The 16,857-nt window shown below is 63.9% G+C and carries 17 protein-coding genes, 3 tRNA genes and 1 other RNA gene; 5 read left to right on the forward strand and 16 right to left on the reverse strand.

Annotation, left to right across the window (positions count from 1 at the left end):
• Positions 1-67 precede the first annotated feature (67 nt).
• The 9 genes from dnaX to F455_RS0117340 all read right to left on the reverse strand — a co-directional run bounded on the left by dnaX (position 68) and on the right by F455_RS0117340 (position 6,072).
• Positions 68-1,786 carry a DNA polymerase III subunit gamma/tau gene (gene dnaX / locus F455_RS0117305; RefSeq protein ID WP_026293499.1) on the reverse strand — a complete coding sequence of 573 codons (1,719 nt, stop codon included), beginning with the start codon at positions 1,784-1,786 and terminating at the stop codon, positions 68-70.
• 201 nt (positions 1,787-1,987) lie between these two features.
• An RNA gene (ffs, locus tag F455_RS22700) (signal recognition particle sRNA small type) lies at positions 1,988-2,084 on the reverse strand.
• Between the two features lie 15 nt (positions 2,085-2,099).
• A tRNA-Ser gene (locus F455_RS0117310) sits at positions 2,100-2,192 on the reverse strand.
• A gap of 81 nt (positions 2,193-2,273) precedes the next feature.
• Positions 2,274-2,711 carry a molybdenum cofactor biosynthesis protein MoaE gene (locus F455_RS0117315; protein ID WP_018974581.1) on the reverse strand — a complete coding sequence of 146 codons (438 nt, stop codon included), beginning with the start codon at positions 2,709-2,711 and terminating at the stop codon, positions 2,274-2,276.
• Entirely contained in the window at positions 2,708-2,947 is a 240-nt protein-coding gene (locus tag F455_RS0117320) for a MoaD/ThiS family protein (RefSeq protein WP_018974582.1), read from the reverse strand. The genes F455_RS0117315 and F455_RS0117320 overlap by 4 nt, the downstream gene beginning before the upstream one ends.
• On the reverse strand, positions 2,944-3,468 hold the full coding sequence (gene moaC / locus F455_RS0117325) for a cyclic pyranopterin monophosphate synthase MoaC (protein WP_083919013.1): 525 nt from the start codon (positions 3,466-3,468) through the stop codon (positions 2,944-2,946). The genes F455_RS0117320 and moaC overlap by 4 nt, the downstream gene beginning before the upstream one ends.
• A complete protein-coding gene (gene moaA / locus F455_RS0117330; protein WP_018974584.1) occupies positions 3,468-4,526 on the reverse strand; it encodes a GTP 3',8-cyclase MoaA in 1,059 nt (352 codons plus the stop codon). Before moaA ends, moaC begins: the two co-directional genes overlap by 1 nt.
• Positions 4,527-4,543: 17 nt before the next feature.
• A complete protein-coding gene (locus F455_RS0117335) occupies positions 4,544-5,302 on the reverse strand; it encodes an MBL fold metallo-hydrolase (protein WP_018974585.1) in 759 nt (252 codons plus the stop codon).
• Positions 5,299-6,072: a 3-deoxy-D-manno-octulosonic acid kinase gene (locus F455_RS0117340; protein WP_018974586.1), complete on the reverse strand. Its 774-nt coding sequence runs from the start codon at positions 6,070-6,072 to the stop codon at positions 5,299-5,301. The genes F455_RS0117335 and F455_RS0117340 overlap by 4 nt, the downstream gene beginning before the upstream one ends.
• Before the next feature lie 54 nt (positions 6,073-6,126).
• Between F455_RS0117340 and F455_RS0117345 the strand changes: the two genes are divergently transcribed.
• Positions 6,127-7,215 (forward strand): glycosyltransferase family 9 protein, encoded by a 1,089-nt coding sequence (locus F455_RS0117345; protein WP_033410445.1) that lies wholly within the window; start codon positions 6,127-6,129, stop codon positions 7,213-7,215.
• A gap of 9 nt (positions 7,216-7,224) precedes the next feature.
• Here F455_RS0117345 and F455_RS0117350 read toward each other — a convergent pair whose 3' ends face one another.
• The 3 genes from F455_RS0117350 to orn form a co-directional block, all read right to left on the reverse strand.
• Positions 7,225-7,626: a DUF6165 family protein gene (locus F455_RS0117350; protein ID WP_018974588.1), complete on the reverse strand. Its 402-nt coding sequence runs from the start codon at positions 7,624-7,626 to the stop codon at positions 7,225-7,227.
• A gap of 341 nt (positions 7,627-7,967) precedes the next feature.
• Positions 7,968-8,058, reverse strand: a tRNA-Ser gene (locus F455_RS0117355).
• 90 nt (positions 8,059-8,148) lie between these two features.
• Positions 8,149-8,718 carry an oligoribonuclease gene (gene orn, locus F455_RS0117360; RefSeq protein ID WP_018974589.1) on the reverse strand — a complete coding sequence of 190 codons (570 nt, stop codon included), beginning with the start codon at positions 8,716-8,718 and terminating at the stop codon, positions 8,149-8,151.
• A gap of 105 nt (positions 8,719-8,823) precedes the next feature.
• Here orn and F455_RS0117365 point away from each other — a divergent pair.
• Positions 8,824-8,913, forward strand: a tRNA-Ser gene (locus F455_RS0117365).
• Positions 8,914-9,111: 198 nt separating this feature from the next.
• Here the strand turns inward: F455_RS0117365 and F455_RS0117370 are convergent.
• Entirely contained in the window at positions 9,112-10,029 is a 918-nt protein-coding gene (locus F455_RS0117370) for a LysR substrate-binding domain-containing protein (protein ID WP_018974590.1), read from the reverse strand.
• 150 nt (positions 10,030-10,179) lie between these two features.
• On the opposite strand from F455_RS0117370, the gene F455_RS0117375 reads away from it, so the two are divergent.
• Complete coding sequence (locus F455_RS0117375) at positions 10,180-10,809, forward strand: nitroreductase family protein (RefSeq protein ID WP_018974591.1); 630 nt, start codon at positions 10,180-10,182, stop codon at positions 10,807-10,809.
• On the opposite strand, the gene serS is transcribed toward F455_RS0117375, so the two are convergent.
• The 3 genes from serS to F455_RS0117390 form a co-directional block, all read right to left on the reverse strand.
• Positions 10,806-12,080: a serine--tRNA ligase gene (gene serS / locus F455_RS0117380; RefSeq protein WP_018974592.1), complete on the reverse strand. Its 1,275-nt coding sequence runs from the start codon at positions 12,078-12,080 to the stop codon at positions 10,806-10,808. The genes F455_RS0117375 and serS overlap by 4 nt on opposite strands.
• A 73-nt stretch (positions 12,081-12,153) precedes the next feature.
• Positions 12,154-12,714 (reverse strand): hypothetical protein, encoded by a 561-nt coding sequence (locus F455_RS0117385; protein ID WP_018974593.1) that lies wholly within the window; start codon positions 12,712-12,714, stop codon positions 12,154-12,156.
• A 62-nt stretch (positions 12,715-12,776) separates the two neighbouring features.
• Positions 12,777-13,955 (reverse strand): MFS transporter, encoded by a 1,179-nt coding sequence (locus tag F455_RS0117390; RefSeq protein WP_018974594.1) that lies wholly within the window; start codon positions 13,953-13,955, stop codon positions 12,777-12,779.
• Between the two features lie 130 nt (positions 13,956-14,085).
• Between F455_RS0117390 and kynU the strand changes: the two genes are divergently transcribed.
• A complete protein-coding gene (gene kynU, locus F455_RS0117395) occupies positions 14,086-15,360 on the forward strand; it encodes a kynureninase (protein ID WP_018974595.1) in 1,275 nt (424 codons plus the stop codon).
• Positions 15,350-16,726: an FAD-dependent oxidoreductase gene (locus tag F455_RS0117400; RefSeq protein ID WP_018974596.1), complete on the forward strand. Its 1,377-nt coding sequence runs from the start codon at positions 15,350-15,352 to the stop codon at positions 16,724-16,726. Before kynU ends, F455_RS0117400 begins: the two co-directional genes overlap by 11 nt.
• Positions 16,727-16,857: the final 131 nt, after the last annotated feature.

Below are 16,857 nucleotides of genomic sequence, written 5' to 3' on the forward strand. Positions count from 1 at the left end.
TTGCTGTTGACTGAAAAGTGCGCCAGAGACGGCCGCTCTTGATCCCGTGCGCTCGGGAATGAGCGCATCAAATAACCGGTTTTACCGATTCTGGAATCAAGCGCGCGTCGAAATCACGCATGAGCGCCTGCACGATCGGATCGTCGTTGAGCGCGCGTTCGGCTGCCTGCTGGCGCGCGTCGCGTGCGCGGCCAGCGGCTTCCGCGGGCGTCTCGGCCTGCTGCGCCGATGCGTTCTTCTCGAAACGCACCTTGACCGCGCGACCGAGTGCCTGCGCGAATTTCTCTTCCATCGCCGCGACCAGCGGCGGCGCGCTAAAGTGCTCGTGTTCGGGCTTGAGCGAAAGACGCACCACGTTCTGCTCGACCGCGATCAGCGTGCAGTGCTGGGCAAGCATGCCGACCGGGCCTTTCAGGCCGGCCGTTTCGATCAGGCCGAGCCAGTCGTTCGCGTCACCTGACCAAGAGTGAGCGCTGGCGGTGATGACAGGAGCGGGAACCACAGTGGCCGCCGCGTTCGTGGCTTGGGCATATGCAGGCGACTTTGGTTCGGCGACCCGGGTAGCGCCGCGCTGCGAGTCGCGTTCGAAGTCGATCGCATCGACACGAGGCGCGATGGCCGTTGCGGACGCCGGCGCCGTTGCTCGTGCCGTTCCCGCTGCAGCTGCCGTCGGCGGCGGCGCAAGCGATTGCGCGCCAGCTTCGGCCGGACGAAACGCGAGCATGCGCAGCAAGGCCATCTCGAATCCCGCGCGCGCGGTAGGCGCCAGCGGCAGGTCGCGGCGGCCGACGATGGCGAGCTGGTAGTACAACTGTGTTTCCTCGGGCGACAATGCCGCGGCGAGCGCGGCGATGTGCGTCTCGTCGCCCTCCTCGGGCCTCGTATAGTCGCTGACCAGCTGTTTCAACTGCATTCGATGCAAGGCAGCGGCAATCTCGTCGAGCACCTGAGCGAAGTCTGGTGAAAATTCGGCGAGGCGGTCGACTTCCGCCATCAGCGCGGCGCCGTCGCCGGCATGCACCTGCCCGATCAGCGCATGCACCTGACCACGCTCGATCGTGCCGAGCATCGCGCGCACTTCGCTGCCGCGCACCGCACCCGCGCCATAGGCAATCGCCTGGTCGAGCAGCGACAAGCCGTCGCGCAGCGAACCGTCGGCACCACGCGCGAGTTCGGCCAGCGCCTCCGGCTCGAATGCAATCGTTTCGGCTTCGAGAATGCGCCGCATCTGCCCGCTGATCTGCTCGGGCAGCAGGCGCTTGAGGTTGAACTTGAGGCAGCGCGACAGCACGGTCACCGGCAACTTCTGCGGATCGGTCGTCGCGAGCAGGAACTTCACGTGCGGCGGCGGCTCTTCGAGCGTCTTCAGCAGAGCGTTGAATGCCGACTTCGACAGCATGTGCACTTCGTCGATCAGGTAGACCTTGTAGCGCCCGCGCGACGGTGTGTACTGCGCGTTCTCGATTACTTCACGCACATCGTCGACGCCGGTGTTGCTGGCCGCGTCGATCTCGAGCAGGTCCATGAAGCGACCGGCATCGATGTCGCGGCAGGTCGAGCATTCGCCGCACGGGTCCGAAGACTGCCCCTTTTCGCAGTTCAACGACTTGGCGAAGATGCGCGCGATCGTAGTCTTGCCGACACCACGCGTGCCGGTGAACAGGAAGGCATGGTGCATGCGCCCCGAATCGAGCGCATTGCTGAGCGCGCGCACGACGTGCTCCTGACCGACGAGTTCGGAGAACTTCTTCGGCCGCCACTTGCGTGCGAGGACTTGATAGGACATGCGTTGGTAGATGGCGCCTAGGATCGCATTCGACAAGCGTTGATTGTCGCAAGTTGCTCGTGGCAAGGCAAAAGATTACGAGCAAAGACAAAACGAATGCCGGCTTGCGCCGGCATGAATCTGTTATTGAGAAGTGCGACCGAGGATGGGCGCTTTTGATCTTCGCGTTCAGGGATGAACGCATTTACGAGAGGGTGGCAGTCCCGCCAGCTGCATCCCGGCACCCGAATCATTCACTACCGTTGCTGCCTTCCGGCCCTGGCGGGGTTTGCAAACTATCGTCGCGAGAGAACCAGCGGGACCGCCATAGAAGTGGCGGAGAGAGCGGGATTCGAACCCGCGAAGCGGGTATAAGCCGCTTACACACTTTCCAGGCGTGCTCCTTCAACCACTCGGACATCTCTCCGCTGGAAAGGCCGCGCAGAATACAGGACGGCGGCCTGGCAAACAAGCAAAGCTACTGCGGCACGGGGAATTGTACGCCGTTTCAAACGACCGGCGTATTGTCCGGATGCAGCCATCCCGACTCGCCGTCGGCATAGTGCTCGTTCTTCCAGATCGGCACGCGCTTCTTCACTTCATCGATGATGTAGCGGCAGGCGTCGAACGCCGCGCCGCGATGCGCCGCGCTGACGCCGACCCACACGGCCAGATCGCCGATCGCGAGCGCACCCGCGCGATGCACGCAGCAGGCTTCGACGATGGCGAATTTCTCGCGCGCCTCGTCGATGATGCGCTCGCCCTCGCTCTGTGCCAGCGGCGCATATGCCTGGTAGTCGAGGCGCTGCACGGCGCGGCCGTCGTTGTGGTCACGCACCAAGCCCTCGAAGGTCGCGCAGGCGCCTGCGCGCGCATGCACGAGCGAGCGCGCGAGCGCAGCCGGGTCGATCGGTTCGGCGCTGATGCGGAACGCAGTCATCGTCATCCTCCGCTTACCGGAGGAATGAACACGACTTCGTCCCCTTCGTGCAGCGTTTGCCCCCACTGCGCGAAGGCGCCGTTGATCGCAACGCGCAGGCGCTCCTCGCCCATCGTGAAACCGTGTCGCGCGCGCAGTTCGCTGTACAAGCCACGCGCATCGGTGGCAAGCGAGTTGATTTGCTCCGCGTCCATGCCGGCGCGATCGCGCAGCGAGGCGAAGTAGAGCACGCGATAGTTCATTTCGTGACCTTTCCAGCCTTCACATTGCGCTTGCCGCCGGACTTCTCGACCAGGCGCAGATCTGCGATGACAATTTCGTGCGACAGCGCCTTGCACATGTCGTAGACGGTCAGCGCGGCGATACTCGCACCGGTCAGCGCTTCCATCTCGACACCGGTCTTGTGCGAGATCGCCACCGTACAACGGATTTCCAGGTCGGTATCGCTGACGAACGCGGCGGTGATGTCGCAACGTTCGATCGCGAGCGGATGGCAGAACGGGATCAGCTCGTGCGTGCGCTTGGCAGCCAGTGTGCCAGCGATGATTGCGGTATCGATCACCGGCCCCTTCTTCGCGCGCATGCCGCCTTCGCGCAACGCGCGCGCCACCGCGGCCGGAAAACGCACGATGACCTGTGCCGTGGCGGTGCGCGCAGTCACTGCCTTCGAGCCGACGTCGACCATGCGCGGGCGGTTGTCAGCGTCCACATGTGTCAGCGTTTTCGGCTCATCATTCCGACGCTTACTTCTAGCTGCGTTCATCAACCACCCACCGCAAACATCTCGACATGCTTCTGCTCGCCGCGTGCACGCAACTCGGCGCGCTGTTCGCTGTAGCGGTCGGTGCGCTGCGTCCAGCGTGCGGCAATCAACCCGGCCAGTTCGGCATCATTGGCGCCCGCGCGCAGCGGCGCGCGCAGGTCGTGTCCGGTGCGCGCGAACAGGCAGGTGTACAGCTTGCCATCGGCCGACAGACGGGCACGCGAGCAGTCGCCGCAGAATGGCTGTGAGACAGAGCTGATGAAGCCGACCTCGCCCGCGCCGTCGCTGAAACGGTAGCGCTCGGCGACCTCGCCGCGGTAGTTCGGCTGCAACGATTCCAGCGGCCAGCGTGCGCCGATGCGCGCGATGAGTTCGGCGCTGGATACGACCGATTCGCCGCGCCACTGATTGACCGTGCCGACATCCATGTATTCGATGAAGCGCACGATATGGCCGGTGCCGCGGAAGCGCTCGACGAGATCGACGACCTGGCCGTCATTCACGCCGCGCATCACCACGCAGTTGAGTTTGATCTTGCTGAACCCTGCACGTTCGGCGGCGGCGATACCGTCGAGCACTTCGGCGACTTCACCGCGCCCACCGGACATTTGGCGGAACGTTTCCGCATCGAGCGTATCGAGCGACACGGTCAGGCGATGCAGGCCGGCATCGCGCAGCGCCTGCGCGAATTTCGGCAGCAGCACCGCGTTGGTTGTCATCGCAATGTCTTCGACGCCGGGAATGCGCGCGAGTTGCTCGATCAGGTGCGGCAGGTCGCGGCGCAGCAGCGGCTCGCCGCCGGTCAGGCGCAGCTTGCGCACGCCGAGCGCGACGAAAGCATGCGCCAGGCGTTCGATCTCCTCGAAGCGCAGACGCTGGTCCTTGCTGAGAAATTCGTAGTCCTGCGCATACTGGTCCTCGGGCATGCAGTACGGACAGCGGAAATTGCAGCGATCGATCACCGAAATGCGCAGGTCGCGCAACGGGCGTGCCAACGTGTCGCGCGGTGTGGCAGCGCCGCTTGCTGAAACCAGTTCGATCGGAATACTCCTGCTCATCGTCGTGAGTTGCCCATTCAGCCCCCAAGCACAACATCGGGATTCGGCGCCGCCAATGCAAGCCGTTCGCCACCTCGCGCGATGCGATAGCCTCGCGCGGCCAGCGCCGCGCCGTCGGCTTCGCTGCCGTAGTGGTATAGGACAAAGCGAGACCGCAGTGCAGCCGGATACTCGCGCTCGAGATCGTCCACGCCCGTATGCGAGGGATTGCCGACCAGGCCGCAGTCGTGCGCGACCGTTTCGCCGTGTGCGGCGTAGCCGGCAAGCATCTCGGGAATCGGCCGCGTGTCGCCGGTCCAGACGAAGCTGCTGCGCAACGCCAGCGCGAACGAAGTCATCGGCATGTGGTGCCGCGTCGGGAACACGTCGAACCAGAGTTGCTCGTGCCAGAAGCCGCGCGAGCAGGGCACGAGTTGGTAGCCGTCCCAGAAATTCGCGCCGCCTTCGGCGACGACATCGGGATAGTCGGCAACGCGGCTCTGCAGATGCATGACCAGCGCGGCATGTGTGTACAGGCGCACCTTGCCGCGCAACGCGGGATCGAAATAGGCGCGGTAGAACAGCCGCTCGAGCCCGCCGACATGATCCATGTGCGTGTGCGTGATGTAGACCGCACGCGGCAGCGCGCCGTAGACCTTCTCGTAAGTCGTCAGCGTCTCCGGGCCGCAGTCGATCAGCAGCAGCGGCTCGCCGTCGCGTTCGAGCACGGCGCCGGATGAGCCCAATTCAACCGCCTGTGCCGCGCCGACGCCGAGGAATCGCAAGGACAGATTCATCGATTCGCCCCTCTCTCTTGCGATCCCAGCGTGTTTTCGTAGGCGGCCAATAGCGGCTGCCATACATCACGGCCGAACGCCGCTTCGCCGCTGCTCGCCGCGCCCACCTTGATCAGCGAACGCTTCAGGCGCGACAAGTTGGCGGCCTGCCATGCGCTCTGCGGCGCGCGCAGTTCGCCGCGGTCGAAATCGATCAGCCAGACCTTGTGCGCGTCGATCAGCACGTTGTGTGCATTCAAGTCGGCATGGTACACGCCGACGGCATGCAGGCGCGCGATCGCGGTGCCTACGCGGCCCGCAGTGACAGCGTCGATGCCGCCGTGCTGCGACTGCCAGGCCAGGGTATGCGCATCAGGAATGAAGCGCGTGATCAGGTCGGCGCGATAATGACCGCCGTTGCGCCGATAGCGCGCGGCGATCGGCTGCGAAACGTCGAACCCGCGCGCGGTGAGGCCGTGCAGCAAATGGAATTCGCTGAAACTGCGCGTGCGCTCTGCGCCGTTCCACAGGTAGCGATCGCCGAGCATGCGCGCGACGAGTCCGCCGCGCCGATAGTGGCGCAGTGCCCAGTCGCCGTGCGGCGTATGCGCGAACACGATGCCGCCGCGCCCGCCGGGCGCCTCGGTCGCGTGATCCCCACTGCGCCAGAAGCCGGCGTCGAACCAGCGCGGGTCGAAACGCTCGCCTTGCGCCAGCGCGTGCGCATCGAACAGAATCGCGCCGTCGGCGGTCTCCTGCCGAACGACTCCGCTTGCGGCCGCCCCCGTCATGATCGCTTGACTCGTTTCCTCGCTACGCACCGTGTCCCAAGTCTAGCAAGCCTGATGCCCGATATCCCCTCCCAGTCGACACTCCCGCCGCAATCGCTCTGCCTGTTGCGCACATCGGCGCTCGGTGATGTCACCCATGTCGTGCCGATCATCCGCACCCTGCAAGCACAGGCACCGGACGCCCGGCTGACATGGATCGTCGGCAAGCTCGAACACAAACTGGTCGGCGATTTGCCCGGCGTCGAATTCCTGATCTTCGACAAGAGCAAGGGTTGGCGAGCGCTTCGTGAGCTTCGCGCGCAACTCGCGCGGCAGCGGTTCGATGCGCTGTTGCACATGCAAGTGGCCCTGCGCGCGAATCTGATCAGCGCCTTCGTTCGCGCGCCGCTGCGCATCGGCTACGACCCGGCGCGCTCGAAGGATCTGCACGGATTGTTCGTCAACCGCCGCATCGCCGCACGCAGCGGCGAGCACGTGCTCGATGCGATGGCGAGTTTCCTCGAGCCGCTGGGTTTGCGGCAGACGCAGGTGCGCTGGGACATCCCGATCCCGGATTCGGCCGAGGAATTCGCCGAACGGCATTTGCCGGGCGACTCAAGAACCTTGCTCGTCAGCCCGTGCTCCAGCCATGTCGTGCGCAACTGGCTGCCAGAACGCTATGCGGCGGTGATGGACCATGCGGCTGCACACGGCTGGCGCGTCGTACTCTGCGGCGGTCCAAGTGCGTTCGAACGCGAGTTCGGCGATGCCGTCGTCACGAGATGTGCAAGCAAGCCACTGGACCTGATCGGCAAGGACACGCTCAAGCAATTTCTTGCCTTGTGCCGGCGCGCGCAACTGGTACTGACGCCAGATTCGGGGCCGATGCACATGGCCAACGCCGTCGGCGCCAAGGTGCTGGGCCTGCATGCGGCGAGCAATCCGAACCGTTCCGGGCCCTATTCCGACCGTCGCTGGTGCGTCGACCGCTACGATGCTGCCGCGCGTAAATACAAAGGCAAGCCTGCTGCGGACCTGCCCTGGGGTACGAAAATCGAATATTCCGGCGTGACGGACCTGATCGAAACCGAAGCGGTGATCGAGCGCTTTGATGCGTTCGCATCCCGCCTATCCGCAACGAACGGCGACGCCCAGATGGCGTAAGTCTCGCCGTTACGCCTTCGCGGTGTAGTCCTGATACGACTTCTCTTCGATCAGCTTCGAACCGAGCTTGAGGTTGATCGCTTTTTTCACCGCGGCGCGCTCGTCGTTGCGGAAATACACGGCGCGCGCCAGCTCGATGAATTCCGCGTCGAACGCCTGCGCCTTTTCCTTGAGGCGGATGTCATCCTCGATCTTCCACAGCGTCTCGTTGACGGCTTTCAGTTGCGCGCGTTCGACCGAGATGTCTGTGGCGGACGCCGGATGCGCAGCCCAGGTCGTGTTGAGCAGATCCAGCTCGGTGCGCACGTTGGCGAGCTTGGCGGCATCGCGGATGTGCACGGCCTTGATTTCGAGGATGGTGATCTTGTCGATCAGTTCACCGTAGGAGATCGGGGTGAGGAGTTCGGACATGGGGTTGGAGTGGTGGCGAAAACTGGATTCTAGCTGATGGGCTTGTTTGCTGAGCCATTCGGAAACGCGACGGCGACCTGACAACGTGATCGGGGTGGGATTGCTCGTCTCATCCTGAGACTCGCCCTCCGCGCTTGCGCGCTACGGGCCAGCCTTCGGCTGTCCAAAATCGCTCCCGGCGATTTTGTCACTGCGTAGGCAGGATGCCGAAGCGAACATCGGCACAGCCGATGGCCCGAAGGGCGAAGAGCGGGACGTCCTGAGTCAACCGAGTGGGTTCGTCCACCCATCGCTCGCCATCAGAAATGAAAAACGGCCCGCGAGGGGCCGTTTTTCATTTCTGGCGGAGAGGGTGGGATTCGAACCCACGGTGCGCTATGAACGCACGCCTGATTTCGAGTCAGGTACAATCGACCACTCTGCCACCTCTCCGGTGACTTTGATTCGATTCGAATCGAAGGGCGCGCATGATACGGGCCGCGACGCAAAGTTACAACAGCGCGGCGCGCGGATCGAGGCGTTTCAATCTTTTTGTCCGGCGAGCTCGCCCATGAATTGTCGGTAGTAGCGAAGCTCGGCGATCGAATCGCGGATGTCCGACAGTGCCGTGTGCTGCGATTCCTTCGTGAAGCCGCGCGCCAGTCCCGGCGCCCACCGGCGCGCCAGCTCCTTGACCGTGGACACGTCGAGATTGCGATAGTGAAAAAACCGCTCCAGCCGCGGCATCAAGCGATGCAGGAAACGGCGGTCCTGGCAGATCGAATTGCCGCACATCGGCGATTTGCCCGACGGCACCCAGCGGGTGAGGAAATCCATCGTCAGCGCCTCGGCCCGAGCCAGATCAACGCCCGAGTCGAGCACGCGTTGCCACAGACCCGATTTGCCGTGCTGGTTGCGATTCCAGTCGTCCATCGCCTCGAGTTGGGCAAGCGGATGGCCGATGGCAAGTTCCGGGCCTTCAATAAGTATATTCAATGACTTATCGGTAACAATTGTAGCAATTTCGAGAATGGAATCCCGGTCGGTATCGAGCCCGGTCATTTCCAGATCGATCCAGATCAGGTTGTCTTCGTGAGGTTGTGCCGCAATCATGCTTGCATCGCATCGGTTCAAACCCCGACGATAACATTCTCGCCTTGCAGCGCGTAGCCGGAACTTGGATGCTTGGCGATCGCTTATACTTCCCGCCAGCACTCCGGAGAGGTGGCCGAGCGGTTTAAGGCAGCAGTCTTGAAAACTGCCGTGGATGTAAGTCCACCGTGGGTTCGAATCCCACCCTCTCCGCCAGATAAGCAAAACGGCCCACGAGGGGTCGTTTTGCTTGTCTGATGGGGAGGATCGGCGGACGAACCCACCCGGTTCGACAAATTTGTCTGGAACAAATTTGGACAGCCGCAGGCTGGCCCCGCAGCGCTCCGCGCGGAGGGGTGAGGCTCACGGACGAGCCGAACAATCCCACCCCCTGTACCAGCCGCGAAGCAACCATCAAATCCCCGGCACCTGCGACTCGGTCGCCAGCGGCATTCTTTCCGCCAGCCAGTCGATCAGCGCACGCACCGCCGGCAACAGTCCGCGGCGGGACGGGAACACACAGTGGACGATGCCCTCGGGCGGGCTCCACTCGGGTAGCACGACTTCGAGTTCACCGGCGGCGACCGCGCGCGTGCACACGCTCTCCGGCAGCAACGCCACACCGAGCCCGCGCGCAGCGGACGCAAGCACGAGCGGAAAATCGCCGCACATCACGCGCGGGGAATGGTCGAGGCGAAAGCTCGTGCCGTCGTCCTTGGAAAATTCCCAGGACTGGTTCTCCAGCTCGGAGATGCTGATCGTGTCGTACTTGGCCAGGTCCTGCGGATGCTGCGGCCTACCCTTCTCGCGCAGATAGCCCGGGCTCGCGACGAGAAACGAGGAACTGCGTCCGAAGGTGCGCAGCACGAGATCGGCGTCGGTGTCGAGCTTGAAGCGCACGCGGATCGCGATGTCGACGCCTTCATTGATCAGGTCGATGCGCCGGTTGGTCGACATCAACAGGATGCGCACCTGCGGATATTTCTCGCAGAACTCCGGCAGGATTCCTGTCATCACGTTCTGCGTGATCGACACCGGGCAACTGACACGCACAATGCCGCGCGGCTCGGTCGTAAGCTGGGCTACCGCGTCTTCGGCCGCCTGCGCCTCGGCGATCACGGTCTGGCAGTGATGATAGAAACGTTGGCCCGCATCGGTGACGGCGAAGCGCCGTGTCGAGCGCTGCAGCAGGCGCACGCCGAGCCGATCCTCGAGCTGCGCGATGCGCCGACTCAGACGCGACTTGGGGATGTCGAGCGCGCGTCCGGCCGCGGCAAAACCGCCTTTCTCGACCACGATCGAGAAGTAGTAGAGATCGTTCAGATCCTGCATGTCGAACCCTATCGTTCTGAAAACGGAACGCTATAGCTGTTTTTAGCCAGCTTATCATCTCTGGTGTGTAGTATTACATTTCCTCCGTCGCATCGCCCACCCGCGCCATCCCGACCGGACCGATGCCTTGCAAAGAATCCGGAGAACGCCATGAACAACCCGCTGATCCAGTCGATCGAGAAACGCCGTACCCAGTATGCGCTCGGCGCCGCCTTGCCGATTTCCGAACAAGAAACCACCGCACTGATCGCAGCCGCGATTCGTCTCGCGCCGTCCTCGTTCAATTCGCAAAGCTCGCGCGCCGTGATCCTGTACGGCGACGAGAGCCGCGAGTTCTGGAATATTGCCGAAGCGGCGCTGCGCAAGATCGTTCCGGCTAACGCGTTCGCGCCGACCAAGGCCAAGATCGACAGCTTCGCCGCGGGCGCCGGCACCGTGCTGTTCTACGAAGACCAGGATGTCGTCAAGGGTCTGCAGGACAAGTTCGCGCCCTACGCCGACAACTTCCCCGTCTGGTCGGAGCAGGCCAGCGGCATGGCCCAGTTCGCCGTGTGGACGGCACTCGCCAACGCCGACATCGGCGCCAGCCTGCAACACTACAACCCGCTGGTCGACGCGGATGCCGCGGCACGCTGGAATATTCCTGCTTCGTGGAAGCTGCGTGCGCAGATGCCGTTCGGTTCGAACGAAAAGCCGTTCGGCGAGAAGGCGTTCATGGACGACAGGCAGCGCTTCAAGGTGTTCGGCGCAGCCTCCGCTGAAAGCCGCGTCGCAGCTTAAGCGATCACCGTTGCGCCACGCATGTAAGGCTGGAGAACCTTCGGCACGTCGATCGAACCATCGGCGTTCTGATAGTTCTCCATGACCGCAACGAGCGCGCGCCCCACCGCCACGCCCGAGCCGTTGAGCGTATGCACGAGCTCGGGCTTACCGGTGTCCGGATTGCGCCAGCGCGCCTGCATGCGCCGCGCCTGGAAGTCGCCACAGTTCGAGCAGGACGAAATCTCGCGATAGGTGTTCTGCGACGGCAGCCAGACTTCGAGGTCGTAAGTCTTGGTCGCAGAGAAGCCCATATCACCCGTGCACAGCAGAACCTTGCGATACGGCAGTTCGAGTTTTTCGAGTACGACCTCGGCACAGCGCGTCATGCGCTCGTGTTCCTCGATACTCTGCGCCGGCGCCGCGATCGTCACCAGTTCCACCTTCTCGAACTGATGCTGACGGATATAGCCGCGTGTGTCGCGGCCGGCCGATCCCGCTTCAGCTCTGAAACATTGCGAATGCGCGGTCATGCGCAATGGCAAATTTTCCGCATCGACGATTTCGTCGGCGACGATGTTGGTCAACGAGACTTCGGCTGTGGGAATCAGATAACGCTTCGGCTCGCCTTCGACCAGAAACAGGTCTTCGGCGAACTTGGGCAATTGCCCGGTACCCTGCATCGTTTCCGGCTTGACCAGCAGCGGCACATTGCATTCGAGATAGCCATGCTCGCCCGCGTGCAGATCGAGCATGAACTGCGCGAGCGCGCGATGCAGCCGCGCGAGATCGCCGCGCAACACGGTGAAACGCGCGCCGGAGAGCTTCGCGCCAGCGTCGCCATCGAGCCAGCCGTGACGCGCACCGAGATCGACATGGTCCTTCACCGCGAAATCGAACGTACGCGGCGTGCCCCACTTCTTGACCTCGGCGTTCTCGGTCTCGTCCTTGCCGATCGGTACAGAAACATCAGGCAGATTCGGAATGCCAAGCGTGATCTTCGCCAGTTCCGTCTGCACCTCGGCAAGCTTCGCCTCGTTCGCCTTGAGCTGATCGCCGATCCCGGCGACTTCGGCCATCAGCGCCGTCGTGTCTTCGCCCTTGGCCTTGGCCATGCCGATCGCCTTCGAGCGTGTGTTGCGCTGGTTCTGCAACTCCTGCGTCTGCACCTGTACGGCCTTGCGCGACGCTTCGAGCGCCTCGATCTGCGCCTTGGGCAATTCGTAGCCGCGCATGGCGAGACGTTCGGCAACGGTATCGAGCTGGCCGCGCAGCAAGGCAGGATCGAGCATGGCGTATTCGCAAACAGCAAAAAGGGCGCGGATTATCCCGCGCCCTCGATTTTGTCGCAATGCAACGCGCTTTTTACCTGCGCCGGCCGAGCCACCATGCGATGACGATGCCCGCGAGCAGCCAGCCGACACCTTGTTCGATCAGGTTGCCGATGTTGAAATCGTCCGGAAAGCGATACCAGTTCCACAGCGGTACGGTATTGGTCAACCAGCCGAACACGCCGAAACCGAGGCTGCCGAGCACGCGCGTGCCGAAGCCCCAATTCGTCGCGGCCAGCACGATCGCGACGATCAATGCGGCGAGGTAGCTGCCGATGAACTGCTTGGTCAGATTGCCGCTCATGTCGGTCGGATGCGCAATCGTCGGCCCGACCGCGACGAAAACGAAGCGGTTCTGGCCGGCCTTGGCCTCCCACGCATCGACCGTGGCCTTGTCGCTCATCTTTTCCGGATCGATGTGCGGCAGCAGATAGATGCCTTGCTGCGGCAGGCTCGACGCCACCGCTTGCAATACGACGTCTTCGTTTGCCGGCTTGCGCATGCCCATCTCGCCGATCGGCAACAACATGTGCGCAACGAATCCCCAGAGGAAAATCACGACGGCGCCAAGCAGCGCCGCAATCACGTAACGCATATCACCCTCCCCTTGTCGACGAAGCCGCGACGCTACGCCGCGCAAAGCCGCGCTGCAAGCCGTCATGCAGCATCTGACGAGGCGCCGACCCAGAAGTGCAGAAGCAACGCTGCGGCAAGCGCGCAGGCCGAGCCGAACGCGAAAGCGGCTGGCGGCGAGGCTTCCGACCATAGCCAGCCGAACAGCAGCGATGCCGGCAGCAACGCCAGACCGACGATGAGGTTGTACCAGCCGAACGCGGTGCCAGCCTGGGTCTTCGGAACCATGTCGGCGACGAGCGCCTTCTCGGCGCCTTCGGTCGCGGCGAGGAACACACCATAGGCGGCGAACATCGGCCACAGCAGCCACGTCATCGCCGGCATCAGGCCAAAGGCCATATAAAGCACCGCATAAATCGTCCAGCCGCCGACGATGAGCTTGCGCCGGTCGAAGCGGTCCGACAGCCCCGACAGCGGTGTCGACAACGCCGCTGCGACGAACGAAACCAGCGCCCAGATCATCGGCACCTGCGCGTCGCCCAAACCCAGCTGCTTCGCGCGCAGCAGCAGGAACATGTTCGACGAGTTGCCGAGCATGAACAGCGCGAGCACAAGCAAATATCGACGGAAGCGCGGCGGAAATTCACGCATGTTCCAGCTGAAACGCGGCGGATTCGGCACGCGCTCGATCTGCGGTTCCTCGATCGTGAGGGTCAACAGCAGCACGATTACCGCGGGCACGATCGCCGTGAGCAGCACATGGCGCAACGGCATGCCGAGGGCGAGCAGCGCGGCCGCGGCGAGTGGCCCGATCACCGCGCCGGCGTTGTCCATTGCGCGATGCAGGCCGAACGCGAGGCCGCGCTGGTCCGCGGCGACGCTGTGCACGAGCATCGCATCGCGCGGCGCGCTGCGCAGGCCTTTGCCGATGCGATCGGCGAAGCGGCAGACAAGCACCCCGAACCAGCTCGATGCGAACGCGAGCATCGGTCGCGCGATGCCCGCGATCGTATAGCCGGCCACCACCCACGCCTTTGTCCTGCGGCTTCGATCGGCGAGCACGCCGGCGGCGAGCTTGAGCAGGCTGGCCGCCGCTTCGGCCACGCCTTCGATCAGGCCGAGCGCCTTGGGACCGGCCATCAGCACTGAAGTCAGGTACAGCGGCACGAGCGGATAGATCATGTCGCTCGCGCTGTCGTTGACCAGGCTGATCAGGCCGAGCAGCCAGACAGTGCGCGGCAGGCGGCGGATGGCGGCTAGCATGTTTCCCCTTCGGGCTTGGTTGATCCGGCGTGCGGTATTCCCGGACGGAATACTGCCTCGTCGAAATCCCTGAAGCAAAAACCGGCACAGACATTATCATTGCCGGACCAATTTGCTATCCGCCTTCGTGATGCAGAATTCCGATATCCGCCGCCACGCCGAAACGCTCGATGCCGCCGATCCGCTGCGCGCGCTGCGCGCGAAGTTCCTGATCCCGCGGCACGGCGGACAAGACCAGCTCTATTTCTGCGGCAACTCGCTCGGCTTGCAGCCGCTCGGCGCGCGCGTGCATGTCGAGGAAGTGCTCGACAAGTGGGCGCACGAGGCGGTCGAAGGTCATTTCACCGGGCAAGCGCAGTGGATGCCCTATCACGAGCTCGTGCGCGAGCCGCTCGCACGCGCGGTCGGCGCGGAGCCGAGCGAGGTCGTCGCGATGAATTCGCTGACCGCGAACCTGCATCTGCTCATGGTCAGCTTCTACCGACCGACACGCGAACGGCCGGCGATCCTGATGGAAGCCGGCGCATTCCCGTCCGACCGTTACGCGCTCGAGTCGCAGGTGCGCTTCCACGGCTTCGACCCCGCCACTGATCTGATCGAACTCGAGCCGGACGAAGCCGACGGCACGTTTTCGATGGCCGCGATCGCGAACGCGATCGAACACCATGGGCCGCGCCTTGCCCTCGTACTCTGGCCCGGGGTGCAGTACCGCAGCGGGCAGGCGTTCGATCTCACCGAAATCGCACGACTCGCGCACGCGCAGGGCGCGATCGCCGGCTTCGACCTCGCCCACGCCGCCGGCAACCTGCCGCTGCGCCTGCACGACAGCGGCGCCGACTTCGCCGTGTGGTGCCACTACAAGTACATGAACTCCGGCCCCGGCGCGGTGGCCGGCGCCTTCGTCCACGCGCGCCATGCGCACAGCGAGCGGCCGCGCTTCGCCGGTTGGTGGGGCCACGAGAAGGAAACACGTTTCCAGATGGGTCCGCGGTTCGTGCCGACCGCGGGCGCCGACGGCTGGCAGCTCAGCAATCCACCGATCCTGGGACTGGCTCCGCTGCGCGCTTCGCTCGAACTGTTCGATGACGTCGGCATGGCGGCGTTGCGCGAAAAGTCAGAGAAACTGACCGGCTGGCTTGAAACGCTGATCCGCGCGCGCCTCGCGGACATCCTCACGATTGCAACGCCACCGCAACCGGGGCGCCGCGGCTGTCAGCTCTCACTGCGCGTGCACGGAGGGCGTACGCGCGGGCGCGAACTGTTCGAGCATCTCGGTGCGCACGGCATCATCGGCGACTGGCGCGAGCCCGATGTGATCCGCATCTCACCGACCCCGATGTACAACACTTACAGCGACGTGGTCGGTTTCGTCGAAGCCGTGGAGGCGTGGCGCGATGGCCGCTGAGCGCAGCATCTCCCTGATCGGCGCGGGCCTCGCCGGTGCCCTGCTTGCACGCCTGCTCGCGCTGCGCGGCTGGCGCGTGGACGTCTACGAAAAGCGCGGCGACCCGCGCATCGCCGGCTACCAGGGCGGGCGCTCGATCAATCTTGCCCTGGCCGAGCGCGGTCGCCATCCACTGCGTCTCGCCGATGCCGAAGCGCCGGTCATGGCCCAGGCGGTGATGATGCGCGGGCGCATGGTCCATCCGCTGCACGGCGAGGTGAATCTGCAGCGCTACGGCCGTGACGATTCGGAAGTGATCTGGTCGGTGCATCGCGGAGAGCTCAATATCACCTTGCTCAACCTCGCCGAGCAGGCTGGCGCGAAGCTGCACTTCGACCGGCGTCTCGACCGCGTCGATTTCGATAATCGGATCGCGCATTTCGTCGACGATCGCGACAGTCGCTCATTCGAAATCCCGTTCTGCGCACTGATCGGCAGCGACGGCGCCGGCTCGGCACTGCGCGGCGCGATGGGCAAGGTGCTCGACCTCGGCGAGCGCGTCGAATTTCTCGATCACGGCTACAAGGAACTCGAAATCCCGCCCGCTGCCGACGGCAGCTTCCGCATGGAGCCGAACGCGCTGCACATCTGGCCGCGCGGCAACTACATGTGCATCGCGCTGCCGAACGATGAGAAGACGTTCACCGTCACGCTGTTCATGCCGAACCAAGGCGGCAGTACCGTCGAGAATCCCGGCTTCGACACGATCCGCACGCCGCAGGAAGCGCGTGCGTTCTTCGCGCGCGATTTCCCCGATACGCTGCCGTTGATTCCCAAGCTCGAACGCGACTGGGCGAGAAATCCCGCAAGCACGCTCGCCACGCTGCATCTCGAACGCTGGCATCTCGACGGCCGCGCGCTCGTAATCGGCGACGCCGCGCACGCGATGGTGCCGTTCCACGGCCAGGGCATGAACTGCGCGTTCGAGGATTGCGCCGCACTCGCCGAGCACCTCGACACACATGCCGATCTCGATGAGGCGTTCGCCGCATTCGAAGCCGAACGCAAGCCGAACGCGCGCGCGATCCAGCAGATGGCGCTGGAAAACTATCGCGAGATGCGCGATCGCGTCGACGACGCCGACTATCGCCTGCAACGCGAACTCGAATTGCGCTTGCAGCAGCGTCATCCTGGCGTCTTCGTGCCGCACTATGCGATGGTCAGTTTTATGCGCGTGCCCTATTCCACGGCCCTCGACCGCAGTGAGATCCAGCAAGGCATTCTCGTTCGTGCCACGCGCGGAAAGGAATCGCTCGATCAACTCGACTGGGCTTCGGTCGATGCGGATGTTGCCGCCCACCTGACACCATTGACCGACGCCGCATGAAGGAGCCTTTCAAAACCGTAGCGAGCGAAGAGAATTTGCGCGTCGCCGGAGCGCAGGAACCGGAGCATGCATGCGAGTATGTGAGGATTCCGAGCACCGCCGGCGCGCAAATTATCGAGCGCAGTAGGTTT

Origin of the sequence: Rudaea cellulosilytica DSM 22992 (assembly GCF_000378125.1) — a bacterium.
GTDB lineage: Bacteria > Pseudomonadota > Gammaproteobacteria > Xanthomonadales > Rhodanobacteraceae > Rudaea > Rudaea cellulosilytica.